Source organism: Buttiauxella cochleicola, assembly GCF_021283185.1.
GTDB classification, from domain to species: domain Bacteria; phylum Pseudomonadota; class Gammaproteobacteria; order Enterobacterales; family Enterobacteriaceae; genus Buttiauxella; species Buttiauxella massiliensis.
In genome coordinates this window covers 182600-208309 of the sequence record NZ_JAJSOS010000005.1, presented here as the reverse complement: position 1 = coordinate 208309, position 25710 = coordinate 182600, and the positions used below count along the sequence as shown (strand labels likewise).

General features: G+C 49.6%; 24 protein-coding genes, 1 tRNA gene and 1 pseudogene. 12 read left to right on the top strand and 14 right to left on the bottom strand.

What is annotated here, in order from left to right; all coding sequences use genetic code 11:
• Positions 1–4 precede the first annotated feature (4 nt).
• Both LVQ76_RS09745 and LVQ76_RS09740 read left to right on the top strand, forming a co-directional pair.
• Positions 5–1783 (top strand): aminopeptidase P family protein, encoded by a 1779-nt coding sequence (locus LVQ76_RS09745; protein ID WP_232921526.1) that lies wholly within the window; start codon positions 5–7, stop codon positions 1781–1783.
• Positions 1784–1915: 132 nt separating this feature from the next.
• Positions 1916–1991: transfer RNA gene (locus LVQ76_RS09740), tRNA-Asn, on the top strand.
• A 58-nt stretch (positions 1992–2049) separates the two neighbouring features.
• Here the strand turns inward: LVQ76_RS09740 and ldtA are convergent.
• The 4 genes from ldtA to uvrY form a co-directional block, all read right to left on the bottom strand.
• Positions 2050–2985 carry a L,D-transpeptidase gene (ldtA, locus tag LVQ76_RS09735; protein WP_232905314.1) on the bottom strand — a complete coding sequence of 312 codons (936 nt, stop codon included), beginning with the start codon at positions 2983–2985 and terminating at the stop codon, positions 2050–2052.
• A gap of 151 nt (positions 2986–3136) precedes the next feature.
• Complete coding sequence (gene pgsA, locus LVQ76_RS09730; protein WP_232864741.1) at positions 3137–3694, bottom strand: CDP-diacylglycerol--glycerol-3-phosphate 3-phosphatidyltransferase; 558 nt, start codon at positions 3692–3694, stop codon at positions 3137–3139.
• A gap of 57 nt (positions 3695–3751) precedes the next feature.
• The gene (gene uvrC / locus LVQ76_RS09725) at positions 3752–5584 is read right to left on the bottom strand and encodes an excinuclease ABC subunit UvrC (protein ID WP_232921525.1); all 1833 of its coding nucleotides are present in this window, start codon (positions 5582–5584) and stop codon (positions 3752–3754) included.
• Positions 5577–6236 (bottom strand): UvrY/SirA/GacA family response regulator transcription factor, encoded by a 660-nt coding sequence (gene uvrY, locus LVQ76_RS09720; protein WP_064512040.1) that lies wholly within the window; start codon positions 6234–6236, stop codon positions 5577–5579. Before uvrY ends, uvrC begins: the two co-directional genes overlap by 8 nt.
• A 421-nt stretch (positions 6237–6657) precedes the next feature.
• On the opposite strand from uvrY, the gene LVQ76_RS09715 reads away from it, so the two are divergent.
• A complete protein-coding gene (locus tag LVQ76_RS09715) occupies positions 6658–6882 on the top strand; it encodes a DUF2594 family protein (protein ID WP_034458173.1) in 225 nt (74 codons plus the stop codon).
• 72 nt (positions 6883–6954) lie between these two features.
• Here the strand turns inward: LVQ76_RS09715 and sdiA are convergent, their stop codons facing one another.
• The 8 genes and pseudogenes from sdiA to LVQ76_RS09675 form a co-directional block, all read right to left on the bottom strand.
• Positions 6955–7677, bottom strand: a complete 723-nt coding sequence (sdiA, locus tag LVQ76_RS09710) for a quorum-sensing transcriptional regulator SdiA (protein ID WP_064512041.1) — start codon at positions 7675–7677, stop codon at positions 6955–6957.
• Between the two features lie 206 nt (positions 7678–7883).
• On the bottom strand, positions 7884–8636 hold the full coding sequence (gene tcyN, locus LVQ76_RS09705) for an L-cystine ABC transporter ATP-binding protein TcyN (RefSeq protein ID WP_232921524.1): 753 nt from the start codon (positions 8634–8636) through the stop codon (positions 7884–7886).
• On the bottom strand, positions 8633–9301 hold the full coding sequence (gene tcyL / locus LVQ76_RS09700) for a cystine ABC transporter permease (protein ID WP_064512043.1): 669 nt from the start codon (positions 9299–9301) through the stop codon (positions 8633–8635). Before tcyL ends, tcyN begins: the two co-directional genes overlap by 4 nt.
• A gap of 15 nt (positions 9302–9316) precedes the next feature.
• Positions 9317–10303, bottom strand: coding sequence for a D-cysteine desulfhydrase (gene dcyD / locus LVQ76_RS09695; protein ID WP_232905315.1), 987 nt, complete (start codon positions 10301–10303; stop codon positions 9317–9319).
• A gap of 123 nt (positions 10304–10426) precedes the next feature.
• Positions 10427–11227, bottom strand: coding sequence for a cystine ABC transporter substrate-binding protein (tcyJ, locus tag LVQ76_RS09690; RefSeq protein WP_064512045.1), 801 nt, complete (start codon positions 11225–11227; stop codon positions 10427–10429).
• A gap of 211 nt (positions 11228–11438) precedes the next feature.
• Positions 11439–11987: pseudogene (gene fliZ / locus LVQ76_RS09685) on the bottom strand (flagella biosynthesis regulatory protein FliZ); the annotation flags it as partial.
• A gap of 149 nt (positions 11988–12136) precedes the next feature.
• The gene (locus tag LVQ76_RS09680) at positions 12137–12856 is read right to left on the bottom strand and encodes an RNA polymerase sigma factor FliA (protein ID WP_064559241.1); all 720 of its coding nucleotides are present in this window, start codon (positions 12854–12856) and stop codon (positions 12137–12139) included.
• A 164-nt stretch (positions 12857–13020) separates the two neighbouring features.
• A complete protein-coding gene (locus LVQ76_RS09675; protein ID WP_232921523.1) occupies positions 13021–14532 on the bottom strand; it encodes a flagellin N-terminal helical domain-containing protein in 1512 nt (503 codons plus the stop codon).
• A 265-nt stretch (positions 14533–14797) separates the two neighbouring features.
• On the opposite strand from LVQ76_RS09675, the gene fliD reads away from it, so the two are divergent.
• From fliD to amyA, 4 genes are all read left to right on the top strand, one after another.
• Positions 14798–16207, top strand: coding sequence for a flagellar filament capping protein FliD (gene fliD, locus LVQ76_RS09670; protein WP_232921522.1), 1410 nt, complete (start codon positions 14798–14800; stop codon positions 16205–16207).
• 17 nt (positions 16208–16224) lie between these two features.
• Positions 16225–16623 (top strand): flagellar export chaperone FliS, encoded by a 399-nt coding sequence (gene fliS, locus LVQ76_RS09665; RefSeq protein WP_232921521.1) that lies wholly within the window; start codon positions 16225–16227, stop codon positions 16621–16623.
• Positions 16624–16634: 11 nt separating this feature from the next.
• Positions 16635–17009, top strand: coding sequence for a flagella biosynthesis regulatory protein FliT (gene fliT / locus LVQ76_RS09660; protein WP_232921520.1), 375 nt, complete (start codon positions 16635–16637; stop codon positions 17007–17009).
• Between the two features lie 93 nt (positions 17010–17102).
• Complete coding sequence (gene amyA / locus LVQ76_RS09655) at positions 17103–18590, top strand: alpha-amylase (protein ID WP_232921519.1); 1488 nt, start codon at positions 17103–17105, stop codon at positions 18588–18590.
• Positions 18591–18636: 46 nt separating this feature from the next.
• Here the strand turns inward: amyA and yedD are convergent, their stop codons facing one another.
• The gene (yedD, locus tag LVQ76_RS09650; RefSeq protein WP_232864732.1) at positions 18637–19050 is read right to left on the bottom strand and encodes a lipoprotein YedD; all 414 of its coding nucleotides are present in this window, start codon (positions 19048–19050) and stop codon (positions 18637–18639) included.
• A gap of 200 nt (positions 19051–19250) precedes the next feature.
• On the opposite strand from yedD, the gene LVQ76_RS09645 reads away from it, so the two are divergent.
• Entirely contained in the window at positions 19251–19763 is a 513-nt protein-coding gene (locus LVQ76_RS09645) for an LbetaH domain-containing protein (RefSeq protein ID WP_134186645.1), read from the top strand.
• 652 nt (positions 19764–20415) lie between these two features.
• Here LVQ76_RS09645 and fliE read toward each other — a convergent pair.
• Positions 20416–20727: a flagellar hook-basal body complex protein FliE gene (gene fliE / locus LVQ76_RS09640; RefSeq protein ID WP_134186506.1), complete on the bottom strand. Its 312-nt coding sequence runs from the start codon at positions 20725–20727 to the stop codon at positions 20416–20418.
• A gap of 217 nt (positions 20728–20944) precedes the next feature.
• Here fliE and fliF point away from each other — a divergent pair, with 217 nt between their 5' ends.
• The 4 genes from fliF to fliI are packed head-to-tail and all read left to right on the top strand — an operon-like array spanning position 20945 to position 25671.
• A complete protein-coding gene (gene fliF / locus LVQ76_RS09635; RefSeq protein ID WP_232921518.1) occupies positions 20945–22630 on the top strand; it encodes a flagellar basal-body MS-ring/collar protein FliF in 1686 nt (561 codons plus the stop codon).
• Complete coding sequence (gene fliG / locus LVQ76_RS09630) at positions 22627–23619, top strand: flagellar motor switch protein FliG (RefSeq protein WP_232864728.1); 993 nt, start codon at positions 22627–22629, stop codon at positions 23617–23619. Before fliF ends, fliG begins: the two co-directional genes overlap by 4 nt.
• On the top strand, positions 23612–24313 hold the full coding sequence (gene fliH, locus LVQ76_RS09625; RefSeq protein WP_232921517.1) for a flagellar assembly protein FliH: 702 nt from the start codon (positions 23612–23614) through the stop codon (positions 24311–24313). Before fliG ends, fliH begins: the two co-directional genes overlap by 8 nt.
• Positions 24313–25671 carry a flagellar protein export ATPase FliI gene (fliI, locus tag LVQ76_RS09620; RefSeq protein ID WP_064559259.1) on the top strand — a complete coding sequence of 453 codons (1359 nt, stop codon included), beginning with the start codon at positions 24313–24315 and terminating at the stop codon, positions 25669–25671. The genes fliH and fliI overlap by 1 nt, the downstream gene beginning before the upstream one ends.
• Positions 25672–25710 lie beyond the last annotated feature (39 nt).

Genomic DNA, 25710 nt, shown 5'->3' with positions numbered 1-25710 from the left:
AATAATGCAACACACATCACCCCTCGCTGCCTTGCGCAGCCTGCTTAAAGAGCGCGAACTGGATGGCATGCTGGTTCCACGCACCGACGCCTGGCAAAGTGAATATTGCGCGCCTTATGACGACAAACTGGAGTTTATCAGCGGCTTTGACGGCTCTGCGGGCCTGGCTCTGATTCTGGCTGACCGCGCGTTGCTGTTCGTTGATGGCCGCTATCAGGTTCAGGCGCGCCAGCAGGTGAATCTGGACGAGTTTGAAATCCACCATTTGCACGATGAGCCGATTCATCTCTGGCTTCACGAAAATTTGTCAGCCGGTAAACGCATAGCGTTTGAACCGCTGCTGATGGTCAACAGCCAGTATGAAAGCCTGCGTACCAGTGGCTGCGACCTGGTTGCCGTTAATGATGACCCGATCAATCAAATCTGGGCGACACGTCCGGCGATACCTCGTGGGTTGATACGCCAGATGCCTGATGTGATTAGCGGTGAATCTTCTAAGTCTAAATGTGCCCGAGTCGCGCAAGCGTTGACGTGCCAGGGTGTCGATTACCTTGCGCTCACTTTGCCAGACAACATTGCCTGGTTGCTTAACGTGCGCGGTTCAGACATCCCAACAAGCCCAGTGCCGCTTTCGTTTGCGCTGGTTAAAAATGACGGTGCCGTTGAGTGGTTTGTTGACGAGGCAAAGCTGCAACAACTCGACAATTCAGTGCTGGAGTCAATCGCCGTCCTCAGCCCGGATGCCTTCCTCGCACGTTGCCAGCAGCTTGCGGCCGGGAAGCGCTTCTTGCTTGATGGCGACAACACGCCTGTCGCCGTGCGCTTTGCTGTGGAACAAGGCGGCGGTGACATCGAATGGCAGCCAGATCCAATCACACTAATGAAAGCCAATAAGAACGATATCGAACTGGACGGCTATCGTTCAAGCCACATTCAGGATGGTGCAGCCTGGGTGAATTTCCTTGCATGGCTCAGCCATGAAGTACCGCTGCGTGAAGCCGCTGGCAATCCGATTACTGAACTTGAAGCCCAGGAAAAACAGCTCGCTTTCCGTCAGGAATGTGACAACTTCATCGAGCAAAGCTTTGGCACCATTTCCGCCGCAGCGGGCAATGCCGCCATGTGCCATTACCACAGCGCACCGGAAACCAACTTCGCGATCGTCGGTAATGAATTTTATCTCAATGACTCCGGTGGCCAGTATTTCAACGGCACCACCGATGCCACCCGCACGCTGAACTTTGGGCAACTCGATGCTCAACGCCGCCTGCACTACACCGCGGTTCTGAAAGGCTTCCTGTCGCTGATTTCGCTGCAATTCCCGCAAGGTGCACAGGGCCACCAACTGGATGCATTTGCCCGCCGTCCGCTGTGGGAACTGGGTCTGGATTATGACCACGGAACTGGTCACGGTGTCGGCCACAACATGCTGATTCATGAAAATCCGCACCGTATGGCGAAAAAAGTGAATCCGTGGCCAATGCTGCCGGGCAACGTACTGACTATCGAACCGGGTTATTACCTCGCTGGCAGCCATGGCATTCGTATTGAAAACCAGGTGGAAGTTGTCGCCTCTGTTCCTGGTTTCTGTAAATTCGCTTCGCTGACGCTGATCCCGATTGATTTAAGCGCGGTGGAGTTACCATTGTTAAGTGAGCAAGAGATTGCCTGGCTTGATGATTACCACCAGTTGGTGCGGGAAACATTGTCGCCGCTCGTTTCCAGTACTGCGCGGCCATGGCTGATAGAGGCAACAGCGCCAGTCAGAACGCAGCGCATGTAAATCCCTCAAAGAGCCGTGTTTTTGCGGCTCCTTTCTTCTTTTTGATGATTAAAACAGCAATCAAACACATTTCACCTAATCAGCCTTTGACAACCCAGTAGCCGCTAGTTACTATGCGCCCCGTTAACCGATTCCTCTGTAGTTCAGTCGGTAGAACGGCGGACTGTTAATCCGTATGTCACTGGTTCGAGTCCAGTCAGAGGAGCCATATTAGAGAAGCCCGCTTAGGAAACTAAGCGGGCTTTTTGCTTTTTAGAATTTGCGTTTTATAGCTGACCGGCTTTTCCAGATTCAATACTAATTGGCACCGGCATCCCGGAACGACGGGTCAACGCTGCGCTCGCCATGCCTGCATCTACGCCAGAACCTTGCGTCATATCGCGCAGAGTTGGTGTCATGGGTAGCGGCACTTTCTTGTCAGATTCAAACTCCGCACGGTTACGGGACAGAGGCTCATGCACTTCCAGCCAATGCCTTCCGTCCGGTTCGACAGTTGCTTTCACCGGCTGATCAATCAGCTGCACACGCGCCCCCACCGGCACATTATCAAACAGATACTTAATGTCATCTTTGCGAAGGCGGATACACCCCTGGCTAACGCGCAGGCCGATACCAAAGTTGGCATTCGTGCCGTGAATAGCGTAAAGCTTGCCGATGTAAATCGCATACAGCCCCATCGGGTTATCCTCACCCGGTGGCACGTACGCTGGCAGAGTTTTCCCTTCTTTCGCGTATTCGCGTCGGGTATTCGGTGTTGGTGTCCAGCCTGGAGCTTCCTGCTTACGCTCAACCCTCGTCACCCAGTTACGCGGGGTTTCTCGCCCGGCCTGTCCGATACCAATGGGCAAAATTTCTACCGTATTGCCCCCTTCTGGGTAGTAGTAAAGCCGCATTTCGGCGACGTTAATCACGACGCCCTGGCGTACGGTATCTGGCAAAATCACTTGTTGCGGAATCGTCAACTGGGTACCGGCTTTTGGCAAAAATGGATCGACCCCTGGATTGGCTTCCAGCATATTGCTTAGCCCCTGCCCATATAACGCGGCGAAGTACTCTAGCGGCTGGGTATTCCCTTCAGGTACGCTAACGGTTAGCGGCGAGCCGACCAAGCGGCTACCCTCAGGTGGAAGCATATAGGTAACGGCCTGGGCGCTACTGGTAACGGCGGCAAGCACAAGGGCAAGCGAGGATAAGCGAATCATAATTTCCCTATTATCGTACATGGTATCGATAGGTTAAATATAACCTTCTATTGAGATTCAGTGAGGATTTCGGTATTTGGAACTGGGGGGAGTTTGGTGCTTTTAAGAGATGAGCCCGACAGGAGCTCATCTCTTGTGTCTGATACGGTTATTAAGTGCCTGAACTATCGAGCAGATCTTTACTTGCCGCTTTTAAATACTGGAACATTGACCAGAAAGTTAGTACCGCAGCGATAAAGAATAAACCGATCCCCGCATACTCAATCCACATATTTGGACGCCAGAGCATACCGATCAACGCCAGCATTTGTGCCATGGTTTTGGACTTACCAATCCAGGAAACAGCAACGCTGCTGCGCTTGCCAATTTCAGCCATCCATTCGCGTAACGCAGAGATAATAATTTCACGGGCAATCATAGTGGCCGCAGGTAGCGTCACCCACCATGAGTGGTAGTGTTCCACCACTAGCACCAGCGCAACGACGACCATGACTTTATCCGCTACCGGATCAAGGAATGCTCCAAAACGCGTGCTTTGATTCCAGCGCCGCGCCAGATAGCCATCAAACCAGTCTGTTATTGCAGCGAACCAGAAGATAAACGCGCATAGGAAAGGTGCCCAACTGAACGGCAGATAAAAAGCCAGCACAAAGAATGGGATAAGGACGATACGAAACAGAGTAAGCAATGTCGGAATATTAAATTGCATAGTGCTGGTTAACTGTCTGTCGTAAGTGGAAATTGTCTCTATGTTGCTACAGAGCCCTTAATGTTTCAACGAGTAGAAGATCTTTTCTGCCAACGCTTGCGAGATGCCTGGCACTTTTGCAATTTCTTCTACGGATGCATTCTTTAATGGTTGCAATCCCCCCATATATTTCAACAACATCTGGCGACGTTTTGGCCCAACCCCTTCGATTGTCTCCAACGCACTGGTATTTTTCACTTTTGCGCGTTTTTTACGATGCCCGGAAATGGCATGGTCGTGCGATTCATCACGGATATGTTGGATAACATGCAAGGCAGGAGAATCTGGCGGCAGTGAGAACCCTTCCCCTTCTGGTTCGAAGAACAACGTCTCAAGTCCAGCTTTGCGGTCCACGCCTTTTGCCACGCCGAGCAACAGCGGATGATTTTTATCCCACTCCACATCAAGTTCTGCAAAGACGGTTTTTGCCTGGCCGAGTTGCCCCTTACCACCGTCAATCAGGATAACGTCCGGAATTTTACTTTCATCGATAGTTTTACCGTAACGACGACGCAATACCTGGTTCATCGCGGCATAGTCATCGCCAGGTGTAATCCCTTCAATGTTATAGCGTCGATATTCGGCACGTACTGGCCCGTTCGCATCAAAAACGACACAAGAAGCGATAGTCTGCTCACCCATGGTGTGGCTGATGTCGAAGCACTCCATCCTTTTAATCGCTGGCAGCTCCAGCACATTGGCGAGCGCCGCCAGGCGTTGATGGATAGTCGACTGCTGCGCCAGACGTGTCACCAGCGCAGTAGCCGCATTAGTTCGGGCAAGTTTAAGGTAACGCGCGCGATCGCCTCGTGGTTTGGTCTGCACGTTGATGCGCCGCCCCGCCAGTTCCGTCAGGGAATCTGAAAGCAGGTTTTTATCCGGCAAATTGAAGTCGAGCAGAATTTCAGAAGGCAAGGTGCGCATCTGGCTGCCCTGCAAATAGAACTGGCCAACAAAAGTTTCAACCACTTCTGACAGTTCCGTGCCATTGGGTACTTTCGGAAAGTAACTGCGGCTGCCCAATACTTTACCCTGGCGGATAAACAGCACGTGTACACACGCCATACCCGAATCAAACGACACGCCGATCACATCCAGATCGTCGCCGGTATTAGAGACAAACTGTTTTTCAGTCACACGGCGGACTGCCTGAATCTGGTCACGAATTCGCGCAGCGGCTTCAAATTCCAGGTTTTTACTCGCCTCTTCCATTCTGGCGATCAATTGGTTCAAAACCTGATCGTCTTTTCCTGACAGGAACAAGCGAACATATTCCACCTGCTGGGCGTAATCCTCTTCACTGACCAAACCCGCAACACACGGCCCAAGACAGCGCCCAATCTGGTATTGCAAACATGGACGAGAGCGATTGCGATAGACATTGTTTTCGCACTGACGAATCGGGAAGATTTTTTGTAATAACGCCAGCGTTTCGCGTACTGCGTAGCCGTTCGGGAATGGCCCGAAATATTCACCCTTCGCATGTTTCGCCCCACGATGCATAGCAAGTCGCGGGTGAGTATCACCGCTCAGGAAAATGAAAGGATAGGATTTGTCATCACGCAGCAATACGTTATAACGAGGCTGATAAAGCTTGATGTAGTTATGCTCAAGCAGCAGCGCTTCTGTCTCGGTATGGGTTACCGTCACGTCGATATGCTGGATGAGCGCAACCAGAGCTTCCGTTTTACGGCTGGCAAGATTGCTCCTGAAGTAGCTCGACAGGCGTTTTTTCAGGTCTTTGGCTTTACCAACGTAAATAACCGTCTCACTGGCGTCATACATACGATAGACGCCAGGTTGGCTGGTTACTGTCTTGAGAAAAGCTCGTGGGTCAAAGATTTCACTCACTACTGATTAACGTCTCCGCACTAAATAAACCATGACGAATGGCCAGGTGTGTCAGCTCAACATCGCCACTGATATTCAGTTTACTAAACATGCGGTAACGGTAACTATTGACCGTTTTCGGGCTTAGACTAAGCTGCTCAGAGATCTCATTGACCTTCTGGCCTTTGGTGATCATCAGCATAATCTGTAATTCACGCTCAGACAAACTGGCAAACGGTGTGTCCGTTTTTTCCGGTTCGATCTGGCTTAACGCCATCTGTTGGGCGATGTCTGATGCAATGTAACGCTGACCCGCGTTTACTGAGCGAATCGCATTAACAACATCCTGCGGTGCCGCACCTTTACTTAAATAACCCGCAGCACCAGCCTGCATGACTTTCGCAGGTAGCGGATTTTCAGTGTGAATAGTCAGCATAATCACTTTGATATCAGTTGAATATCGCGCGATTTTGCGTGTTGCTTCAAGGCCGCCAATGCCCGGCATGTTCATGTCCATCAGGACAACATCAACCTGATGGCTACGGCACCACTTAACGGCATCCTCACCGCAATTTGCTTCACCTGATATCTTGATCCCTTTGATATCTTCAAGAATGCGTCGTATCCCTGCGCGCACCAGTTCGTGGTCATCAACAAGAAGTACGTTGATCAAAGGGGACTCTCCAGAAAAGGAATTACGCTACTAAAAATTATCACGCTATATTAACGGGTTTTCCGGTAACTTTAAAATGCAAAAACAGATTTTCAGAGTTTCCACTGTTTTTGGAAATTTAATTGTACAGTGGAAACTGTACAAGCAATTTGATTAATTTATGTCTTTAAATAATAAAAATGCTTTTCACATTAAAAAAAACGATAATCCATTAATATTAGACGTATTAAATAATGCTTATAAACCGCAACATTTAACCTCAAACAAACATAATCAAAACAATTTAACAGCATTGTACAGATAACAACCCGCACGATTAGCGTTAGCACTAATAAAATGGTTTACGATTGTGCTATACTCCGCCGCCTTACGAAACCGTTACACAATTCAACGGTGTACCAACCGAGACCGAGGAACACAAATGAGCACTCCTGATTTTTCCACCGCAGACAACAGTAGTGAACTGGCTATTGAAGTTACCTGCCTGAAAGCTATGCTGACTCAGATGCTGAAAGCCATGGGCCAAGCCGATGCAGGCAAGGTTATCATTAAAATGGAAAAGCAAATTGCTCAGATGGATGACTCGGCGCACGCAGAAGTCTTTGGTAATACTGTTAAGCAAATTAAACAGGCTTACCGTCAGTAATCGTTAAAGGCGGCTGGATGAGGAATGTTTCTCCAGCCGTTTTATTGAAGAGTCATCGAATTAACTCCCCTTTCAAATTATTCCAATCGCTGCCGCATAACAGGCAATTTGTGTTTTATTTGGCGCGTTAAATTTCTTCTGCATATTTTTCTGATGAAAATTGACGGTATTTTCTGATATCGACAAAATAATAGCTATTTCAGCCGATGTTTTTCCTTCGCCCGTCCACTGCAATATTTCCCGCTCGCGCTTACTGAGTTTTAATGTCAGCGCATCCATAGACGGATCGTTGAGACGCGTTAATGTCATCAGGCTCAATTCACCCAAATACTGCAGGCGTAACTGAAGCTCATCGCCAGGTAATACTTTCCCTTTGCCCTGAGTACGTGAAACTGAGTAAAAACCAATTGCCCGGTTAGGTGCCATTACACACTGGCTAATGCCGCGGCGCAGGCCGTGATCCCTTGCCGCATCCCAGAACTGTGGGGTATCACTAAAAAGCTCGTCATCCCAGGGAAGATGACCACGCATGAAATTTTCCGGGCGCAGCACCGGATCAATCGCGAAGTAGTTTTCTGCATGGTAGTGGTCGAGCCAGCTCTGCGGATAGGACGATCTTAAAGAGGTTTTAGGACGAGTAAATGGCACCGGGTGTCGTATACATAACGAGTAATAGTCAAACTCCAACAGCTCAGTTTGCTGATGCAGAATTTTTGTTATTTCATCAGCCTGAGTGACAGACTGGAAGATATTAAGCGCATCCAGCCGCCAGCTAAAAAAGTTACGATCATCCATTATATCTGGCGAATCTCCTGACATTGAATTCATTTTCGAATGTAATGCTTAACGCTATCACATTTACCAAAATTATTTATATGATTTAACTGCAACAACAGCTGAATATTGAAAATCATTACTCAATAGTTATTTTTTATTTATAACGCTTATTAATTACAGGGTTAATTGACTATAAATAATGGCCCCGATTGGGGCCATTCAAGCTACTGCGTAAGGAACTTTTCAAGAAATTGCTGGGTACGAGCCTGCTTAGGGTTAGCAAACAACTCACGAGCCGGCCCCTGCTCCACAATGCGTCCCTGGTCCATGAAAATAGCTCGGTCAGCAACATCACGAGCAAAGCTCATTTCATGGGTCACAATCACCATGGTGCGCTTTTCTAGCGCTAACTGGCGGATTGTGCTCAACACCTCCCCCACCAGCTCCGGATCGAGTGCTGAGGTTGGCTCATCAAACAGAATCACTTCCGGGCGCATCGCCAGCGCACGGGCAATCGCTACGCGCTGTTGCTGGCCACCTGAAAGGCGGCGCGGGTAACTGGTTTCTTTGCCGCTTAAGCCAACTTTCGCCAGCAGCTCACGGGCGCGTGCTATTGCCTCTTCCTTCGGCTCACCTTTAACAATCACCGGCCCTTCAATGATATTTTCAATCACCGTGCGGTGCGGGAAAAGGTTGAAACTCTGGAATACAAAACCAACATGCTGGCGCAGTTCGCGCACTTTATTCTTTTGCTTATTCAGCGAAAGCGCTGCATCAATGGAGATATCGCCAACCCTGATGGTTCCCGACTCCGGCTGTTCCAGCAAGTTAATGCAACGTAATAACGTAGTTTTACCTGAGCCGCTTGGCCCAATAATGGCGACCACTTCACCCGCTTTTACTTCCAGATCGATGCCATGCAGCACGGTCTGCCCGTGGAATTTCTTGACCAGTTGTTTTACATCGATGGCACTCATTTTGGATCCCTGTCCTGGCGATTGAGTTGATTTTCAAAGTAGTTCTGCAACGAAGAGAGCACCGTTGCCATCACCCAGTAAATCAAGGAAGCCGCGAGATACATGGTAAACACCTCAAGCGTGCGCGAAGTAATAAGCTGAGCCTGGCGAAACAACTCAGGAACCTGAATTGTGGCTGCAAGCGAGGTGTCTTTTACCAGACTGATAAAGCTATTACTCAGTGGTGGTAATGCCACACGAGCAGCCTGCGGTAAAATCGCCCGGCGCAAAGTTTGCCACGGCGTCATACCGATACTTGCCGCCGCTTCCCACTGCCCTTTCTCAATTGATGAAATGGCAGCGCGCAGAGTTTCTGATGCATATGCCGCCATATTCAACGACAAACCAATCATTGCGGCCGGAATAGGATCAAGCTCAATACCAAACTGCGGCAGGCCGTAATAGATCATAAACAGCTGCGCGATTAACGGCGTACCACGAAAAATCGACACATAGAAACGTGAGAGCAGTGAAAACGGCCAGAATCGAGACAAGCGCATCAGCGCCAGTAAAAAACCGAGAATCAGCCCAAAGAACATACCGCCGATGCTGAGTTGCAGCGTGAACACCGCACCTTTGAGCAGGAATGGCGCTGAGTCCAGCACCAGTTGAATACTTTCTTGCATAGTAACCCTGTTTTTCTAAATATGCGGATGGTAAGCAAACAACGCGGGCGCCCCACCGGTATGAATAAAGATAATCGGGCCTTCGTCTTTAAAACGCTTCTGTGCCACACCATCAATTAAACCCGCCATGGCTTTGCCGGTGTAAACCGGATCGAGCAGTATCCCTTCCAGACGGGCGAGAATTTTAATCGCCTCAAGCCCTTCTTCGTTCGGCGTGCCGTAGCCCGGAGCGAAGTAGTCATCCCAAAGTTTAATCGGATTGTTTGCGCTGACACTAAGCGACTGCGCCACTGCCTGCTGCAATGCTTCCACTTTCGGTAATTGCTGAGCAATAGTGCGCGATACGGTAACACCGATTAAATCGACATCCGGCATCACTTGCTCAAGCCCGACGGCAAGCCCCGCGTGCGTTCCCGCGCTTCCGGATGCAACAACAACAGATGATACGCTCACCGCACCTTCGCACTGCTGGGCGATTTCCAGCGCGCTTTCCACATAACCCAACGCACCCAGTGCATTCGACCCACCCACCGGAATCACGTACGGGCGAAAACCCTGTGCTTCAAGACGAACGGCTATTTCTTCGAGTTGTTGGTCTGGTGAATGGAGCGCATCACACATTTCGATTTCGACATCAAACAGGTCGAGCATCAAACGGTTGCCATTGGTGAGGTAATTTTCTGCCTGCGTACCGATCGGGTTTTCCAGCAGAGCGACACATTTCAGGCCGAGTTTTGCGGCAACCGCTGCGGTTTGGCGAACGTGATTCGACTGAATTGCCCCTGCGGTAACCAGCGTGTCAGCCCCTTCACGTAATGCGTCCGCAGCCAGAAACTCAAGTTTACGCAGCTTATTCCCGCCCATCGCCATAGGGGTTGTGTCGTCACGCTTGATGTAGATTTCGCGGCCGAGATAGTCAGAAAAACGCGGCAAATATTCGAGTGGCGTCGGGGCGCCGATAAATTCCAGACGCGGGAAACGCGTCAGATTGTGCAGTGACATGAGCAACTCCATACACTTATTAAAAATTCACATCTCTTCATTATGCACGAGCCTGGCCGAATGCCCGCAAATGCAAATAAAAAAAGGTGCTGAAATCAGCACCTTTTTTCAGGCTTTCGTAAACTACTTAGTCACGTCAGCGCCAAACCACTTCTCGGAAAGCTTCGCTAAAGAACCATCTTTCTGCATTTCAGCGATACCTTTGTTGATAGCTTCAACCAGGTCTTCGTTGCCTTTACGTACGGCAACACCCGCTTCCTGACGAGAGAATGGTGCGCCAGCTACTGCCAGGGTATCTTTGGTTTTCTTCACCAGATCCAGTGCCGCCAGGCGGTCAACCAGAATGGCATCGATACGACCTACGCGCAGATCCTGATATTTGGTTGGGTCATCATCATAAGTTCGGATATCAACGCCCTGCACATTGGCACGCAACCACTCTTCGTAGTTTGTCCCAAGGCCAACACCCACTTTCTTACCTTTCAGCGACTCAGGCCCGGTAATGCTGCCTTCATTGCCTTTTTTCACCAGCGCTTGAATACCGGAAACGGTGTATGGCGTTGAGAAATCATATTTTTGCTTACGCACATCGGAAATTGTGACCTGATTAATCACCACGTCGATGCGTTTGGAGTCCAGTGACGCCAGCATGCCGTCCCATTTAGTCGGCTTAAGCGCGGCTTTCACGCCCAGGTGCTGTGCCAGTTGTTCCGCAAATTCCACTTCAAAACCGGTCAGTTTGCCATCATCACCCTGGAAGCTAAACGGAGGGTAAGTCCCTTCCAGGCCAACCAGCAACGTGCCGCGTTCTTTAACTTTATTGAGTAAGTTTTCCGCCGCAAACGTCTGCACACTCGCGCCAGCTACCATTGCCACAGCCAGCACGCCCATCAGCGCCTGACGCCCCACCATTGCTAATTTCATAGATACCCCGAATGTCGATAATTTGATGTAGTGTAACGACTTAATATAATCAATCAAAACCACTACGCTACAAGTTATGCCATTTTAATATATACCCTTATCTTTCAAGTTGCAGGTGCGTTGGCTGCTCTCTTTCACCCGAATCACTTACTACAGTAAGCTCATCGGGATTCACTCGCTTGCCGCCTTCCTGCAACATGAAATCTTTTGGGTAATGATCAGAAGTTGATTTTTTTTCCTGGAAATGGGCATGGGTATTTTGGTTCAGGGTCTGGAACTGCCCGTACTTGCGCAGTGCAATACGGTAATTGTTGGTGCTGGTTGGCGGTAACCATTCTTCCAGTGAATCGTCGAAGAAGGCCTTAGTTGAAGTGGGAGAAGGGATATTTTGTATGGCAAAATGATTCCCCAGACGACGCAGGCGCACCACATATTCGCGGATAGTGCCGTGGCTCATCTCGGTTTGCTCGAACAGGTATTCTTTAAAGCCAATGATATCGAAATAGTGTTGCTGCTCTTTGCAGTACAAATCACCGCAAAAACGGCACAGTGCCGCCCAGGACTGGCGTTCAGCCTGCCAGCCATTTTCATCTATTAAGGTATCAAGTTGGGCGATGGCGGTTTTGCTGACAATTTCACCCCCACGCGTAAGCGTGATTCTGTCGAGCAATTTTGCGCACTGCGCGCAATGAGTTTGTGTGTGTTTAAAGTCTTTCAAATAACGGCTTAATGGCCGTTTTTTTAATTGCTGCACCGTCATTATGTAATCCCGATTATCTCGCCAAATACCCAAATAATTCGAGTCGCACCACGGCGGCAAGAGAACAAGTCCCGATGAACTTACATCAGTAAGTAATTTGGGCGCGTGAACGCTGCCAACAAAGATGCGACTTGAAGTATGACGGGCATTTACAACTTACCGAGCTTAGTGCGTAAACGTTTAATCGCCTGGCTATGCAACTGACTGACGCGTGACTCCCCCACATCCAGTACCGCGCCAATCTCTTTCAGATTAAGCTCTTCCTGGTAGTAAAGGGTCAGCACCATTTTTTCGCGATCCGGTAACGCATCAATTGCGCCCATCACACGCTCACGCAAATTGCCTTCCAACAGTTGTTGAAGCGGGTTTGCCTGCTGATGCTCTTCAGTAATCAGTTCGATACTATCGCCATGCTCTTCACGCCACTCGTCATAAGAGAAGAGTTGGCTGTTATTGGTGTCGAGCAACATCTGACGGTATTCGTTGAGCGGGATATCCAACCGGTCTGCCACTTCAGTTTCAGTCGCATTACGGCCCAGCTCTTGCTCCAGTTGACCAATTGCCTGCGCAACGCCGCGGGCATTACGCCTGACGCTGCGGGGCACCCAGTCACGGCTTCGCAACTCATCAAGCATCGCCCCACGGATGCGCTGCACCGCGTAGGTAGTAAATGCCGTTCCTTGCAGGGCATCATAACGGTCCACTGCGTTTAACAACCCGATGCCGCCCGCCTGTAGCAGGTCGTCAAGCTCCACACTCGCGGGCAGGCGTACCTGCAGGCGCAATGCTTCGTGACGCACCAGCGGTACATAACGCTGCCACAGCGAGTGTTTATCCATCACACCTTCAGCGGTATACAGTGAGTTCACGATAAACAGCCCTGCGTTAATTGAGTTATCGGCATGATTATCCGTTTCTGGAGGGTTTTTAATCGCAAGAATAGTGGGTGAAATGAGGGGTTATTTGGGGGTTATGGGTAACAAGCATAAAGAAAAAACCCCGCAAGCGCGGGGTTTGGTCAGGTATCAGGCGATTAGCCCTGTAGCAGAGACAGTACTTGCTGTGGAACCTGGTTAGCTTTAGACAACACGGAGTTACCCGCCTGCTGGATGATTTGCGCTTTAGACATATTTGACACTTCGGTCGCATAGTCGGCGTCCTGAATACGGGACTGCGCTTCAGACAGGTTAGTGGTGGTGTTGTTCAGGTTGGTTACCGCAGAGTCCAGACGGTTTTGTACCGCACCCAGGGAAGAACGGAATTTGTCTACCTGAGCGATAGCGTCATCCAGTGCTGCCAGTGGAGAAGTAGTTTTACCGTTTGCAATAGCAGTTACTGTGTTAGTCGGGCTTGAAAGATCAGTACCAGCGACAAGTTTTGCCGCATCGTAGGTTTTGCCTGATGCTTTATCAACAACAACTTCCGTTGTACCGTTGTCACCACCCAACTGGACTGCAGCACCAACTACGCTTTTCCCATCAGCATCAGTGTAGGTAGCTGCAGTTTTAGCGGTAACAGTTGCTGTACCTGGAGTCGTAGTAGTATCAACATCAGCAGCGTAAAGAGTACCATCAGTGGTTTTAATTGCGTAATTGTTGGTGTTGTTACCTTTAGCATCTTGCAATTGCACCAGAGTTCCACCAGCAGCTTTGATGGCTGCTGTTGTAGCGTCTGTGCCGAAGGCTACGGTTGAGCCAGCCGTTGCAGCAACATCATACGTAGCAGCAGCTGCTGTAGCACCAGTTGGCGTACCAACAGTATTAGCTGCCAAAGTCACTTTACCACTGGTGGCATCAATATCTACGGCATATTTACCATCTGCCGTATTGCCTGTGGTACCAGTGATATCTGCAAAGTATTTCCCCGCAGTGTCTTTGACAATGCCAGTAATAGCGCCAGAACCGACACCAGTAATACCAGTTAAATCAGTAGTAGAAAAATCTACAGCAACACTAGTAGCTGCTGTACCTGTACCAACTGCAGTTAGTGCATCACTGGTCTTAACAACATCGTTATTTCTTACATTGAAGCCATCTAATCCAAGAGTTTTTGAGTCAATCTGCTTCAGGTCAATTTTAATAGTTTGGCCATCATTTGCACCAACCTGGATAGACATAGAACCGTCTTTAGCCAGCACATTCACGCCGTTAAACTGGGTCTGGCCAGATACACGGTCGATTTCGCCCAGACGGGATTTGATTTCATCCTGAATAGAAGTCAGATCTGAATCAGAGTTAGTACCTGTCGTTGCCTGAACAGTCAGCTCACGTACACGCTGTAAGTTGTTGTTGATTTCAGACAGTGCACCTTCTGTGGTCTGCGCCAGAGAGATACCGTCGTTGGCGTTACGCGCAGCCTGAGTCAGGCCTTTAATGTTAGAGGTAAAACGGTTAGCAATCGCCTGGCCCGCTGCATCGTCCTTGGCGCTGTTAATACGTAAACCAGAAGACAGACGCTCAATGGCAGTAGACATTGCCGACTGGTTTTTGTTGATGTTGTTTTGAGTAATCAGCGAGAGGCTGTTGGTATTAATGACTTGTGCCATGATTTAGTTTCCTGTGTTTCAAGTCTACGGTTTAGGGGTTGGGTTTCCACCCGTCGGCTTCGTCGCCGTTAAACCTGTTATCGTCTGGTCATCCACAACCTTTAGATTTTTTTCACATTCACAGAAAAATATTTAGCGCCGGAAATACTCTTTTCCCCTGCCGCTATTCTCGCCATTAAAAAAAAGAAATTAATCGTAAACTTTGCATTATCCAGGCCGATAATCCCGGTATTCATTTTATGCGTCGATACATTAAGGAAATAATATGGCTAGTATTTCTACGCTGGGAATCGGGTCCGGTCTGGATTTGAGCAGCATTCTGGACAGCCTGCAGGCAGCACAAAAAGCAACGTTAACGCCGATTTCAAAACAACAAAGCTCCTACACGGCAAAACTGAGTGGTTATGGCACATTGAAAAGCGCATTGGTCAGTTTCCAGACCGCTAACACTGCGCTGAATAAAGCAGACCTATTTACTGCAACATCAACCGCCAGCAGCAGCACCGCGTTCAGCGCGACGACAACGGGCAATGCCGTCGCCGGGAAATATACGATTAACGTCACCCAACTGGCGCAATCACAAACGCTGACCACCAAAAATACCCAGCCCGACAGCAAAACCGCGATTGCTACTGGCGACAGCGTGTTGACCATTCAACAAGGTGGCGATAAAAAACCGGTAACTATTGATATCAGCGCAGCCAACTCTTCACTGAGCGGTATTCGCGACACCATCAATAATTCTAAGAGTGGTGTCAGCGCCAGTATTATCAACGTCGGCAACGGCCAATTTCGTCTGTCTATCACTTCTGACGACACCGGTAGTGACAACGCTATGAGCCTGAGTGTCAACGGTGATAGCGCCCTGCAAAGCTTTATGGGCTACAACGCCGCCAGTACCGACGCTGCAAATAGCATGGTAGAGAGCGTGACTGCGCAAAATGCCGAACTCACCGTTAACAATATTAAAATCATCAACAGCAGCAACACCATCAGCGATGCGCTGGAAGATATCACCCTCAATCTTAAAGATGTCACGACCGGCAACCAGACGCTGACCATCACCAAAGATACCTCTAAAGCAGAAAGCGCGGTCAAAGCCTGGGTCGATGCCTACAACTCATTGCAGGACACCTTCAGCAGCTTAACCAAATACACTGCTGTCGATTCTGGTGCCACTCAAGACTCCGGTAACGGCGCGCTACTTGGCGACAGCACCCTGCGTACCATCCAGACGCAACTGAAAGGGTTGCTCAACAACCCACAAAGCAGTTCATCATTTAAAACTCTGGCACAGATTGGTGTGACCTCAGATCCGAGCACCGGAAAACTGGAGCTCGATAACGACAAATTGTCAGCAGCGCTAAAAAAAGATGCGTCTGGTGTCAAAGAGATGATTGTTGGCGACGGTAAAGCCAGCGGCATCACCACCATCATCGGCAACAACGTGACCAGTTGGCTCTCAAACACCGGGATCATCAAAGCGGCAACAGATGGCGTGAGTAAAACGCTGAACAATCTGACCGCTCAGTACAACAAGGCCAGCGACCGCATCGACTCAGAAATGGCGCGTTACAAAGCGCAATTTACTCAACTAGACGTAATGATGAGTTCACTGAACTCCACCAGCAGCTATCTGACTCAACAGTTTGATACCAGCAGTTCCAAAAGCTAATTAATTCAGGAGCAGATATGTACGGGGCAAAAGCTACTCAGGCCTACGCAAGAATTGAAGTGGAAAGCGCAGTGATGAGCGCCAGCCAGCAGCAACTGGTAACCATGTTGTTTGATGGTGCACTCAACGCGTTAGTTCGTGCTCGTCTTTTTTTGCAGGATGGCAATCTGGAAGGGAAAGGCCTTTCGCTGTCCAAAGCCATTAATATCATCGATAACGGACTGAAAGCCGGAATTGATGAATCCAGCAGTGATGAGCTCACGCAGAATCTGCTCGCTCTTTATAGTTATATGGTGCGACGTATATTCCAGGCCAACTTGCACAATGATATCAGCGCGATCGAAGAGGTCGAGAACCTGCTGCGTAATATCGCTGATGCCTGGAAAGAAGTTGCTCAGATGCCTAACCGGATTTAGGACGTAGTCTAATGAACCATGTGCCGCAACTGTACACTCGCTATCAGCAATTATTAGAGCAAAGTAAGTTGATGCTGAACAACGCCCACAAGGGAATGTGGGATGAACTAATCGCCAGTGAAATGGATTACGTTAATGCGGTGCATGAACTAACTCAATTCATGAGCGATATTAAACTTTCAATACTGATGCAGGAGCAACTTCGCCCTATACTCCGTGCCATTCTTGATAATGAGAGCGAGATAAAACGCCTGCTACAAATCCGTATGGATGAACTTGCAATACTCGTGGGACAATCTTCCATACAGCAATCTGTTTTAACCACCTATGGCAAACAAGGTGGACAGATTTTGGCACCGCAAGACAGTCAGGATACTCCCTCCTGAAGTTCTAAGGCGCGGCAAAGCTTAAGTTTTATCGCACCATGCATTTTCAGGCATATCATCCATAATTGAGATCCCTCTCTATGGAGCCTGAAGATGCGCAACCCAACCTTATTGCAATTTTTCCATTGGTATTACCCCGGTGGGGGTCAGTTGTGGGCAGAAGTCGCCGAACGCGCGGCAACGCTCAATGATATCGGCGTCAATATGGTCTGGCTGCCACCGGCTTACAAAGGCAGTTCCGGTGGCTATTCCGTGGGATATGACTGTTACGATCTTTTTGATCTCGGTGAATTCGACCAAAAAGGATCGGTGGCGACCAAATATGGCGATAAAGCGCAATTGCTGGCAGCAATAAAAGCCCTAAAAGAAAACGATATTGCAGTGCTTCTTGATGTAGTGGTTAACCACAAAATGGGCGCTGATGAGAAAGAACGCATTCAGGTCAATCGCGTCAACCAAGAAAACCGTAATGAAATAGATGATGAAGTTATCGAATGCGAAGCCTGGACACGTTACACCTTCCCTGCCCGTGCCGGTCAATACTCAAAGTTTATCTGGGATTACAAATGCTTTAGTGGCGTTGACCACATCGAAAACCCGAACGAAGACGGTATATTCAAGATAATCAACGATTACACCGGCGAAGGCTGGAACGATCAGGTTGATGATGAGCTCGGCAATTTCGACTATTTAATGGGCGAGAATATCGACTTTCGCAATCACGCCGTAACAGAAGAGTTGAAATACTGGGCACGCTGGGTAATGGAAGAAACCGGCTGTAACGGCTTCCGCCTCGATGCGGTCAAACATATTCCGGCGTGGTTCTACAAAGAGTGGATTGAACATGTTCAGGAAGTGGCTGAACAACCGCTGTTTATTGTTGCAGAATACTGGTCACATGAAGTCGATAAACTTCAGGAATATATCGCGCAAGTTGATGGCAAAACGATGCTGTTTGATGCGCCGCTGCAAATGAAATTCCACCAGGCATCAAAGCAAGGTCGTGATTACGACATGAGCCAGATTTTCACCGGCACGCTGGTTGAAGCCGACCCTTTCCACGCCGTGACTCTCGTTGCCAATCATGACACGCAACCCCTGCAATCACTTGAAGCACCTGTTGAGCCATGGTTCAAACCCTTAGCTTATGCTCTGATTTTGCTGCGCGAAAACGGTGTGCCAAGCGTGTTTTATCCCGATTTATTTGGGGCAAGTTACGACGATGAGGGTGGTGATGGCGAAACTTACCATATCGACATGCCGGTTATTGAACAGCTGGACGACCTGATCCATGCACGGGAACTTTATGCTCACGGCGTGCAGACGCTCTATTTTGATCACCCTAATTGCATCGCTTTTAGCCGCAGTGGCACCGATGAAAATCCAGGTTGCGTGGTGGTGCTATCAAATGGTGATGAAGGCGAGAAAACCATTACGCTTGGAGATAATTATGGCAGCAAAAACTGGCGGGATTATCTGGGCAACCGTGAAGAAACTGTCACCACCGATGAAAACGGCAGCGCGACATTTTCCTGCAACGGCGGTAGCGTCAGCGTGTGGGTAATGGAAGAGGTGTTATAGATTGGCTGAAACTTCCCTCTCCCTTTAAAGGAGAGGGAATCATCACTTACGGTAATTTGCTATCCAGCGGGTTCTTCTGCAAATAATCAGCACATTCTTGCGTCGGACGATCAACACGTTTCAGCGTCATACCGGCATATTCCAGCGTATCGCCTTCACGCTCAACGCTATAAACATCGCGTTTGTTGGTCACGTTATACCAGTCATCTGAACGCACGGTCAGTTTACCCGGCAGAGCAAGCACGCGCTGCCACTGGCGGCAATCGAGCGTATCCCCTTGCGGCGTGACCACAAGAGTCGCGATCGCTTCCGGGCTCACCATCTCACTTTGCGGGCCTTGTGACTGCCAGTAACCAGCAAGTCCTGCTGGCGCTGGGGTTTTAACCACTTCGAGGTAATTATCAACCTGCACACAGCCGCTTAACGCCAGCAACACTGTCAATAATGCAATCTTCTTCATCATCTATCCCGACTGCGGAGAAAAAATAATTTTCGCATTAAAGCACTTAGCCCGCCAGTGTTTCAGTAGCTTGCAACCAATCGCGGGAAATTAAGACGGGCCGTTCAAGCCCTGGCATAGCAAATCTTTTACCAGACCGCATGGCGAGTTGCTGATTATGAATTAAGATTATTCTTATAAATCTTAAAAGGAATATCGCCATGCGTGATTTCTTTTCCACATTAAAATATGACTTAAAAATCAATACAGCCAAATCTAAACTCATTATTTTAATTTTCAGAATGGCCACTATTCATGCCAAAACAAAGGCGCTTTACCCGATTTCACTGATGTTTGTGATACTCAACCGAGTTATTAATGAAGGCCTGTTTGGGGTAGAACTGTCTTACCATTTAAAAATTGGCAAGGGCTTTAAGATATGGCACGGTAACTCAATGATTATCAACAGAAGTTGTGTGATTGGAGAAGGATTTACTATCAGGCAATTCTGCACCCTTGGCAGCAATAAAAATGGTGTCGACATCAAATTTAAAGTAGGAAACAACGTCAATATGGGCGCTCATTCCTGCATCATTGGCGACGATATAGAAATTGGCGACAACGTGACAATTGGCGTAGGCACGCTGGTTTTAAAAAGCGTTCCGTCTAATAGCACAGTCATTTCCAGCAATAAAATGGTTATTATCGAAAAGCCCGAAACGTTAACGATTTAATTAACTAGCGCAATGCCCAGCATCAACAAATATGTTTTAAGCCGCTCATATTCCACAACTTTGGGTGGACTCAAATTTCCCATCACGGTGAGTATCTGACCACGACACGCTCTCTAACAGTAGAAGCGTTTGACGGATGGCAGGCTAAATAGAAAAAGGCCGACGATTGTCAGCCTTTAGAATCATTTTAAAAATCTTGCTTACTTCTGAACTTCTATACATTTTCCAGCAGATGGGGCCTGAACAGTACCGTAACTTCCATCAGGAATTCCCTTCATCACTTCTTTTAAGGTGAGCTCGCACACGTCCATGCTAGGCATGGGGGTCACGTTCCATGAAACATTACTCGTATAACCTGACGCCAGAAGCATAAAATAATAAACAGTAGCCACAATACCCCCCTATAAACTGTCGCGGATTATGTAAATGGAACCAGGAAGCAGCAAGCCATTTATTACATTTGAGTAACTTTTAGGAATTAATGACAAAAAAATAATGATTATCGTGGGTTAGTAAAGATGATAATTAACAACTCCACAAACTTTTTCACAACAACACTTCTGCGTAGGTGCATATGTATTGACCTACGCTCTCTTAGTTTAGTGATAAAAATGTACGTCTATATTTTTTATATATCTTATAGATCAAGCAACTACACCTGCATATTCATCACTTCCTGGTAGGCCGACACCATCTTGTTACGCACCTGAATTCCCATCTGTAACGAAACTGACGATTTTTGTAGATCGACCATCACATCATTTAGCGCAACACCGGGAGTTCCCAGGGCAAATTTTTCAGCCTGGGTACGCGCAGCGGTTTGTGTTTCGCTGATACGACCAAGTGCTGCCTGCAACTCACCGGCAAAACTCACTTTAGGCTCGTTATTCTGAACCGGATTTCCCGCCGATAGCGCGGTTGCCTGCAACTGCTGAAGAACGCCCTCAATACCCTGAATTGCCATTTCCCTGCCCCAATGATTTTTATCGCGGCAAGATTACCACCTTGTCAATAGGACAAAGGCGGTAATTAGCGTCAATAAATAGAGCTAATTCAGCCATCGAAACTTTTGAGAAAGAAAATAATGACGGTGCCATCTATGTGGAACTTTTGTTGTGGGAGCTCGTTTTGTTCACTCTTTATAGTAAAAATGATGTCTATGTTCAGTTGCGAGGTGCTCAATGACCGCAGCGGACCAGGCACAAACGTCACAAAACAAACCCCAGGAGTGGCTGACCCGCGTTCGCGCGAATCCTAAAATCCCACTGATGGTCGCAGGTGCGGCGGCGATCGCCGTTATTATCGCGCTGGTACTGTGGGCCAAAACACCTGATTACAAGGTGCTTTACAGCAATCTTGCAGATCAGGACGGTGGCGCCATCGTCACGCAACTGACCCAAATGAATGTGCCTTACCGCTTCTCCGATAACGGTAGTGCCATTGAAGTTCCAGCCGATAAAGTCTACGACCTGCGTCTGCGCCTCGCCCAACAAGGGTTGCCAAAAGGTGGCGCAGTCGGGTTTGAGCTGCTGGACCAGGAAAAATTCGGTATTAGCCAATTTAGCGAGCAAGTGAACTACCAGCGTGCGCTGGAAGGTGAACTGGCACGAACAATAGAAACACTCGGCCCGGTAAAAAATGCGCGTGTGCATCTTGCCATGCCAAAACCCTCTCTCTTTGTCCGCGAGCAAAAGTCCCCTTCTGCTTCCGTAACGCTCAGCCTCGAGCCTGGCCGCGCTTTAGATGAAGGGCAAATCAGCGCCGTTGTCCACATGGTTTCCAGCGCGGTTGCAGGGCTGCCACCAGGTAATGTAACGCTTGTTGACCAGGGTGGGCATCTGCTCACGCAGTCCAATACCGCAGGCCGCGACTTAAACGATGCTCAACTGAAATATGCGATGGATGTTGAAAGCCGCTTCCAGCGCCGTATCGAATCAATCCTCGCACCTATCGTGGGTAGCGGGAATGTCCATGCTCAGGTCACCGCCCAGATAGATTTCGCCAATAAAGAAAAAACTGAAGAGCAATATCGCCCGAACAGCGATCCTTCTCAGGCTGCCGTGCGTTCACGCCAGCTAAACCAAAGTGAGCAGGTTAATGGCCGTAACCCAGGTGGCGTTCCGGGTGCTCTATCAAACCAACCGGCTCCGCCGAACAATGCCCCTATTGCCAATGCGCCACAAAACAATGCGGCAAATGCACCTCAACAAAATCAATCGACGTCGATGGGTGGCTCTACCCCAACCGGCTCAAGCAATACGCAGCGCGACGAAACGACCAACTACGAAGTTGACCGCACTATTTTGCATACCAAGCTGAACGTCGGTGATATTCAACGCCTGTCTGTGGCTGTCGTTGTGAATTACCGCCAGCTAACCGATGGCAAGCCTTTGCCGTTGACCGCTGAGCAAATGAAGCAAATTGAGAACCTGACGCGTGAAGCGATGGGCTATTCAGACACACGTGGCGACACGCTCAACGTAGTGAACTCACCATTTAGTGCAACAGAAGAAACCAGCCTTGAGCTGCCGTTCTGGAAGCAACAAGCCTTCTTCGAAATGTTGATGTCCGCAGGCCGTTGGTTGGTAGTGCTGATCGTTGCCTGGCTGCTGTGGCGCAAACTGGTGCGCCCACTTATTCAACGCAAGGTTGAAGTGCAACAAACGCAGGTGGAAGCACAGCGCCAGCGTGCGGAAGAGGAAGATGCCGTTTCTGTTCGTCTGACGAAAGACGAGCAGCAGCAACAACGCAAAGTGAATCAAAAACTGAGCGCTGAAGTGATGAGCCAGCGTATTCGCGAGATGTCTGATAACGATCCGCGCGTCGTTGCGCTGGTTATACGCCAATGGATGAGTAACGAACTATGAGTATTAGCGGAACAGAGAAAAGCGCAATTCTGTTGATGACCATTGGCGAAGACCGAGCGGCAGAGGTGTTCAAACACCTTAGCCCGCGTGAAGTCCAGCATCTTAGTGCGGCCATGGCCAGCATTCGCCAGATTTCCAATAAACAGCTGACCGAAGTGCTAGCTGAGTTCGAGCAAGAAGCCGAGCAATACGCTGCGCTGTCGATTAACGCCAACGACTACCTGCGCTCTGTGCTGATCAAAGCGTTAGGTGAAGAGCGTGCTTCCAGCTTGCTGGAAGATATTCTGGAAACCCGCGAAACCACCTCGGGTATGGAAACGCTCAACTTTATGGAACCACAGAGTGCCGCCGATCTTATCCGCGACGAGCACCCGCAGATCATCGCCACGATTTTGGTTCACCTCAAACGCGCTCAGGCTGCCGATATTCTGGCGTTATTCGACGAACGTCTACGCCACGATGTGATGCTGCGTATCGCCACCTTCGGCGGCGTGCAGCCTGCAGCGCTGGCGGAACTGACCGAAGTGCTCAACAACCTGCTCGATGGTCAGAACCTCAAACGCAGCAAAATGGGCGGCGTAAGAACGGCTGCAGAAATTATCAACCTGATGAAAACTCAGCAGGAAGAAGCGGTTATCTCTGCTGTTCGCGACTTCGACGGCGAACTGGCACAGAAAATTATCGACGAAATGTTCCTGTTCGAAAACCTGGTCGAAGTGGACGATCGCAGTATCCAGCGCCTGTTGCAGGAAGTGGAATCCGAATCGCTGCTGGTCGCACTCAAAGGTGCCGAGCAACCGCTGCGCGAGAAATTCCTGCGCAACATGTCGCAGCGTGCAGCAGATATTTTGCGCGATGACCTTGCAAACCGCGGCCCGGTACGTCTCTCGCAGGTGGAAAACGAACAGAAAGCCATTCTGCTTATTGTTCGTCGCCTGGCAGAAACCGGCGAGATGGTGATTGGCACCAGCGAGGATACGTATGTCTAACGGGCTTCCGTGGAAAATCTGGACACCAGACGACCTGGCTCCTCCTTCACAGGCCTTCGAGCCGATGTTCCAGTCGGAATCGGATGGCGATGAGCCCGAACAGGCTCAGGAAAGTGTGCCTGATTTACAGCAACAACTTGCTCAAATGCAGATGCAGGCTCATGAACAAGGCCATCAACTGGGCTATGCCGAAGGGCAAAAAACTGGCGTGGAAGAAGGCCGCAAAACGGGTTTTCAGCAAGGGCTGGAACAAGGTCTTGCTGAGGCTAAGCAGCAACAAGCGCCGGTACATGCGCGAATGCAGCAACTGGTCAGCGAGTTCCAGTACACGCTTGACGCGCTCGACAGCGTTATCGCTTCACGTTTGATGCAGATGGCACTGGAAGCGGCTCGCCAGGTTATCGGCGAAACCAAAGGCATTGATAACACTGCGCTGATTAAGCAGATTCAGTCGCTATTACAGCAAGAACCACTGTTTAGCGGCAAACCACAACTGCGCGTACATCCTGACGATTTAAGCCGCGTGGAAGAGATGCTGGGTGCCACGCTCAGCCTGCATGGCTGGCGTTTGCGTGGCGACCCGAGTCTGCATCAGGGCGGCTGCAAAGTCTCCGCTGATGAAGGCGATCTCGACGCAAGCGTTGCAACGCGCTGGCAAGAACTCTGCCGCCTTGCAGCCCCTGGAGTGTTGTGATGACTGCGCGTCTGACTCGCTGGCTCAATTCGCTCGATACTTTTGAGGCGAAAATGTCTCAACTGCCGACCGTGCGTCGTTATGGTCGTCTGACTCGTGCAACCGGTCTGGTACTGGAAGCCACAGGTCTGCAATTACCGCTTGGTGCGACCTGCATCATCGAGCAGCACTCGCGAGATATCGAGTGTGAGGTCGTCGGTTTTAACGGTCAAAGACTGTTTCTGATGCCGCTTGAAGAAGTCGAAGGCATTCTGCCCGGTGCCCGTGTTTATGCCCGCGCCACCAGCGAAGGTGGCCTGCATAGTGGTAAACAACTGCCCCTCGGCCCGGCGCTTCTGGGCCGTGTACTGGATGGTAGTGGTCGCCCACTCGACAGCCTTCCGGCACCGGAAACCACCACGCTTGGTGCATTGGGTGCCGCCCCATTCAACCCCTTACAACGTACCCCTATCGAACACGTGTTGGATGTTGGTGTGCGTCCTATCAACGCGCTGCTAACCGTGGGTCGCGGCCAGCGTATGGGCCTGTTTGCCGGTTCTGGTGTGGGGAAAAGTGTGCTGTTGGGCATGATGGCGCGTTATACCCAGGCCGATGTAATCGTCGTGGGGTTAATCGGCGAACGTGGGCGTGAAGTAAAAGACTTTATTGAAAACATTCTTGGCCCTGAAGGGCGTGCCCGCTCGGTGGTCATTGCTGCTCCTGCGGATGTTTCGCCGCTGCTACGTATGCAGGGTGCCGCTTACGCCACACGCATCGCCGAAGATTTCCGCGACCGCGGCCAGCATGTGTTGCTGATTATGGACTCCCTCACCCGTTATGCGATGGCGCAACGTGAAATAGCGCTGGCGATTGGCGAGCCGCCTGCAACCAAAGGTTATCCACCTTCGGTGTTCGCCAAGCTGCCTGCGCTGGTTGAACGCGCCGGTAACGGCATTTCTGGCGGTGGTTCGATTACCGCGTTTTATACCGTTTTGACCGAGGGCGACGATCAACAAGATCCGATTGCCGATTCGGCGCGAGCCATTCTTGATGGTCACATTGTGTTATCGCGCCGTCTGGCGGAGGGCGGTCACTACCCGGCAATCGATATTGAAGCGTCTATCAGCCGTGCCATGACTTCGTTAATTACCGATCAGCACTACGCACGCGTACGCCATTTCAAACAGCTGTTATCCAGTTTCCAGCGCAACCGCGATTTGGTGAGCGTAGGTGCGTATGCCAAAGGCAGCGATCCGCAGCTCGATAAAGCAATTTTGCTGTGGCCGCAACTGGAAGCCTTTTTGCAGCAAGGGATTTTTGAACGCAGCGGCTGGGAAGAAGCCTGCCAGTCACTGGAGATTATTTTTCCAACGGTTTGATAACCCATCGTAGGTCGGATAAGCGTCAGCGTCATCCGG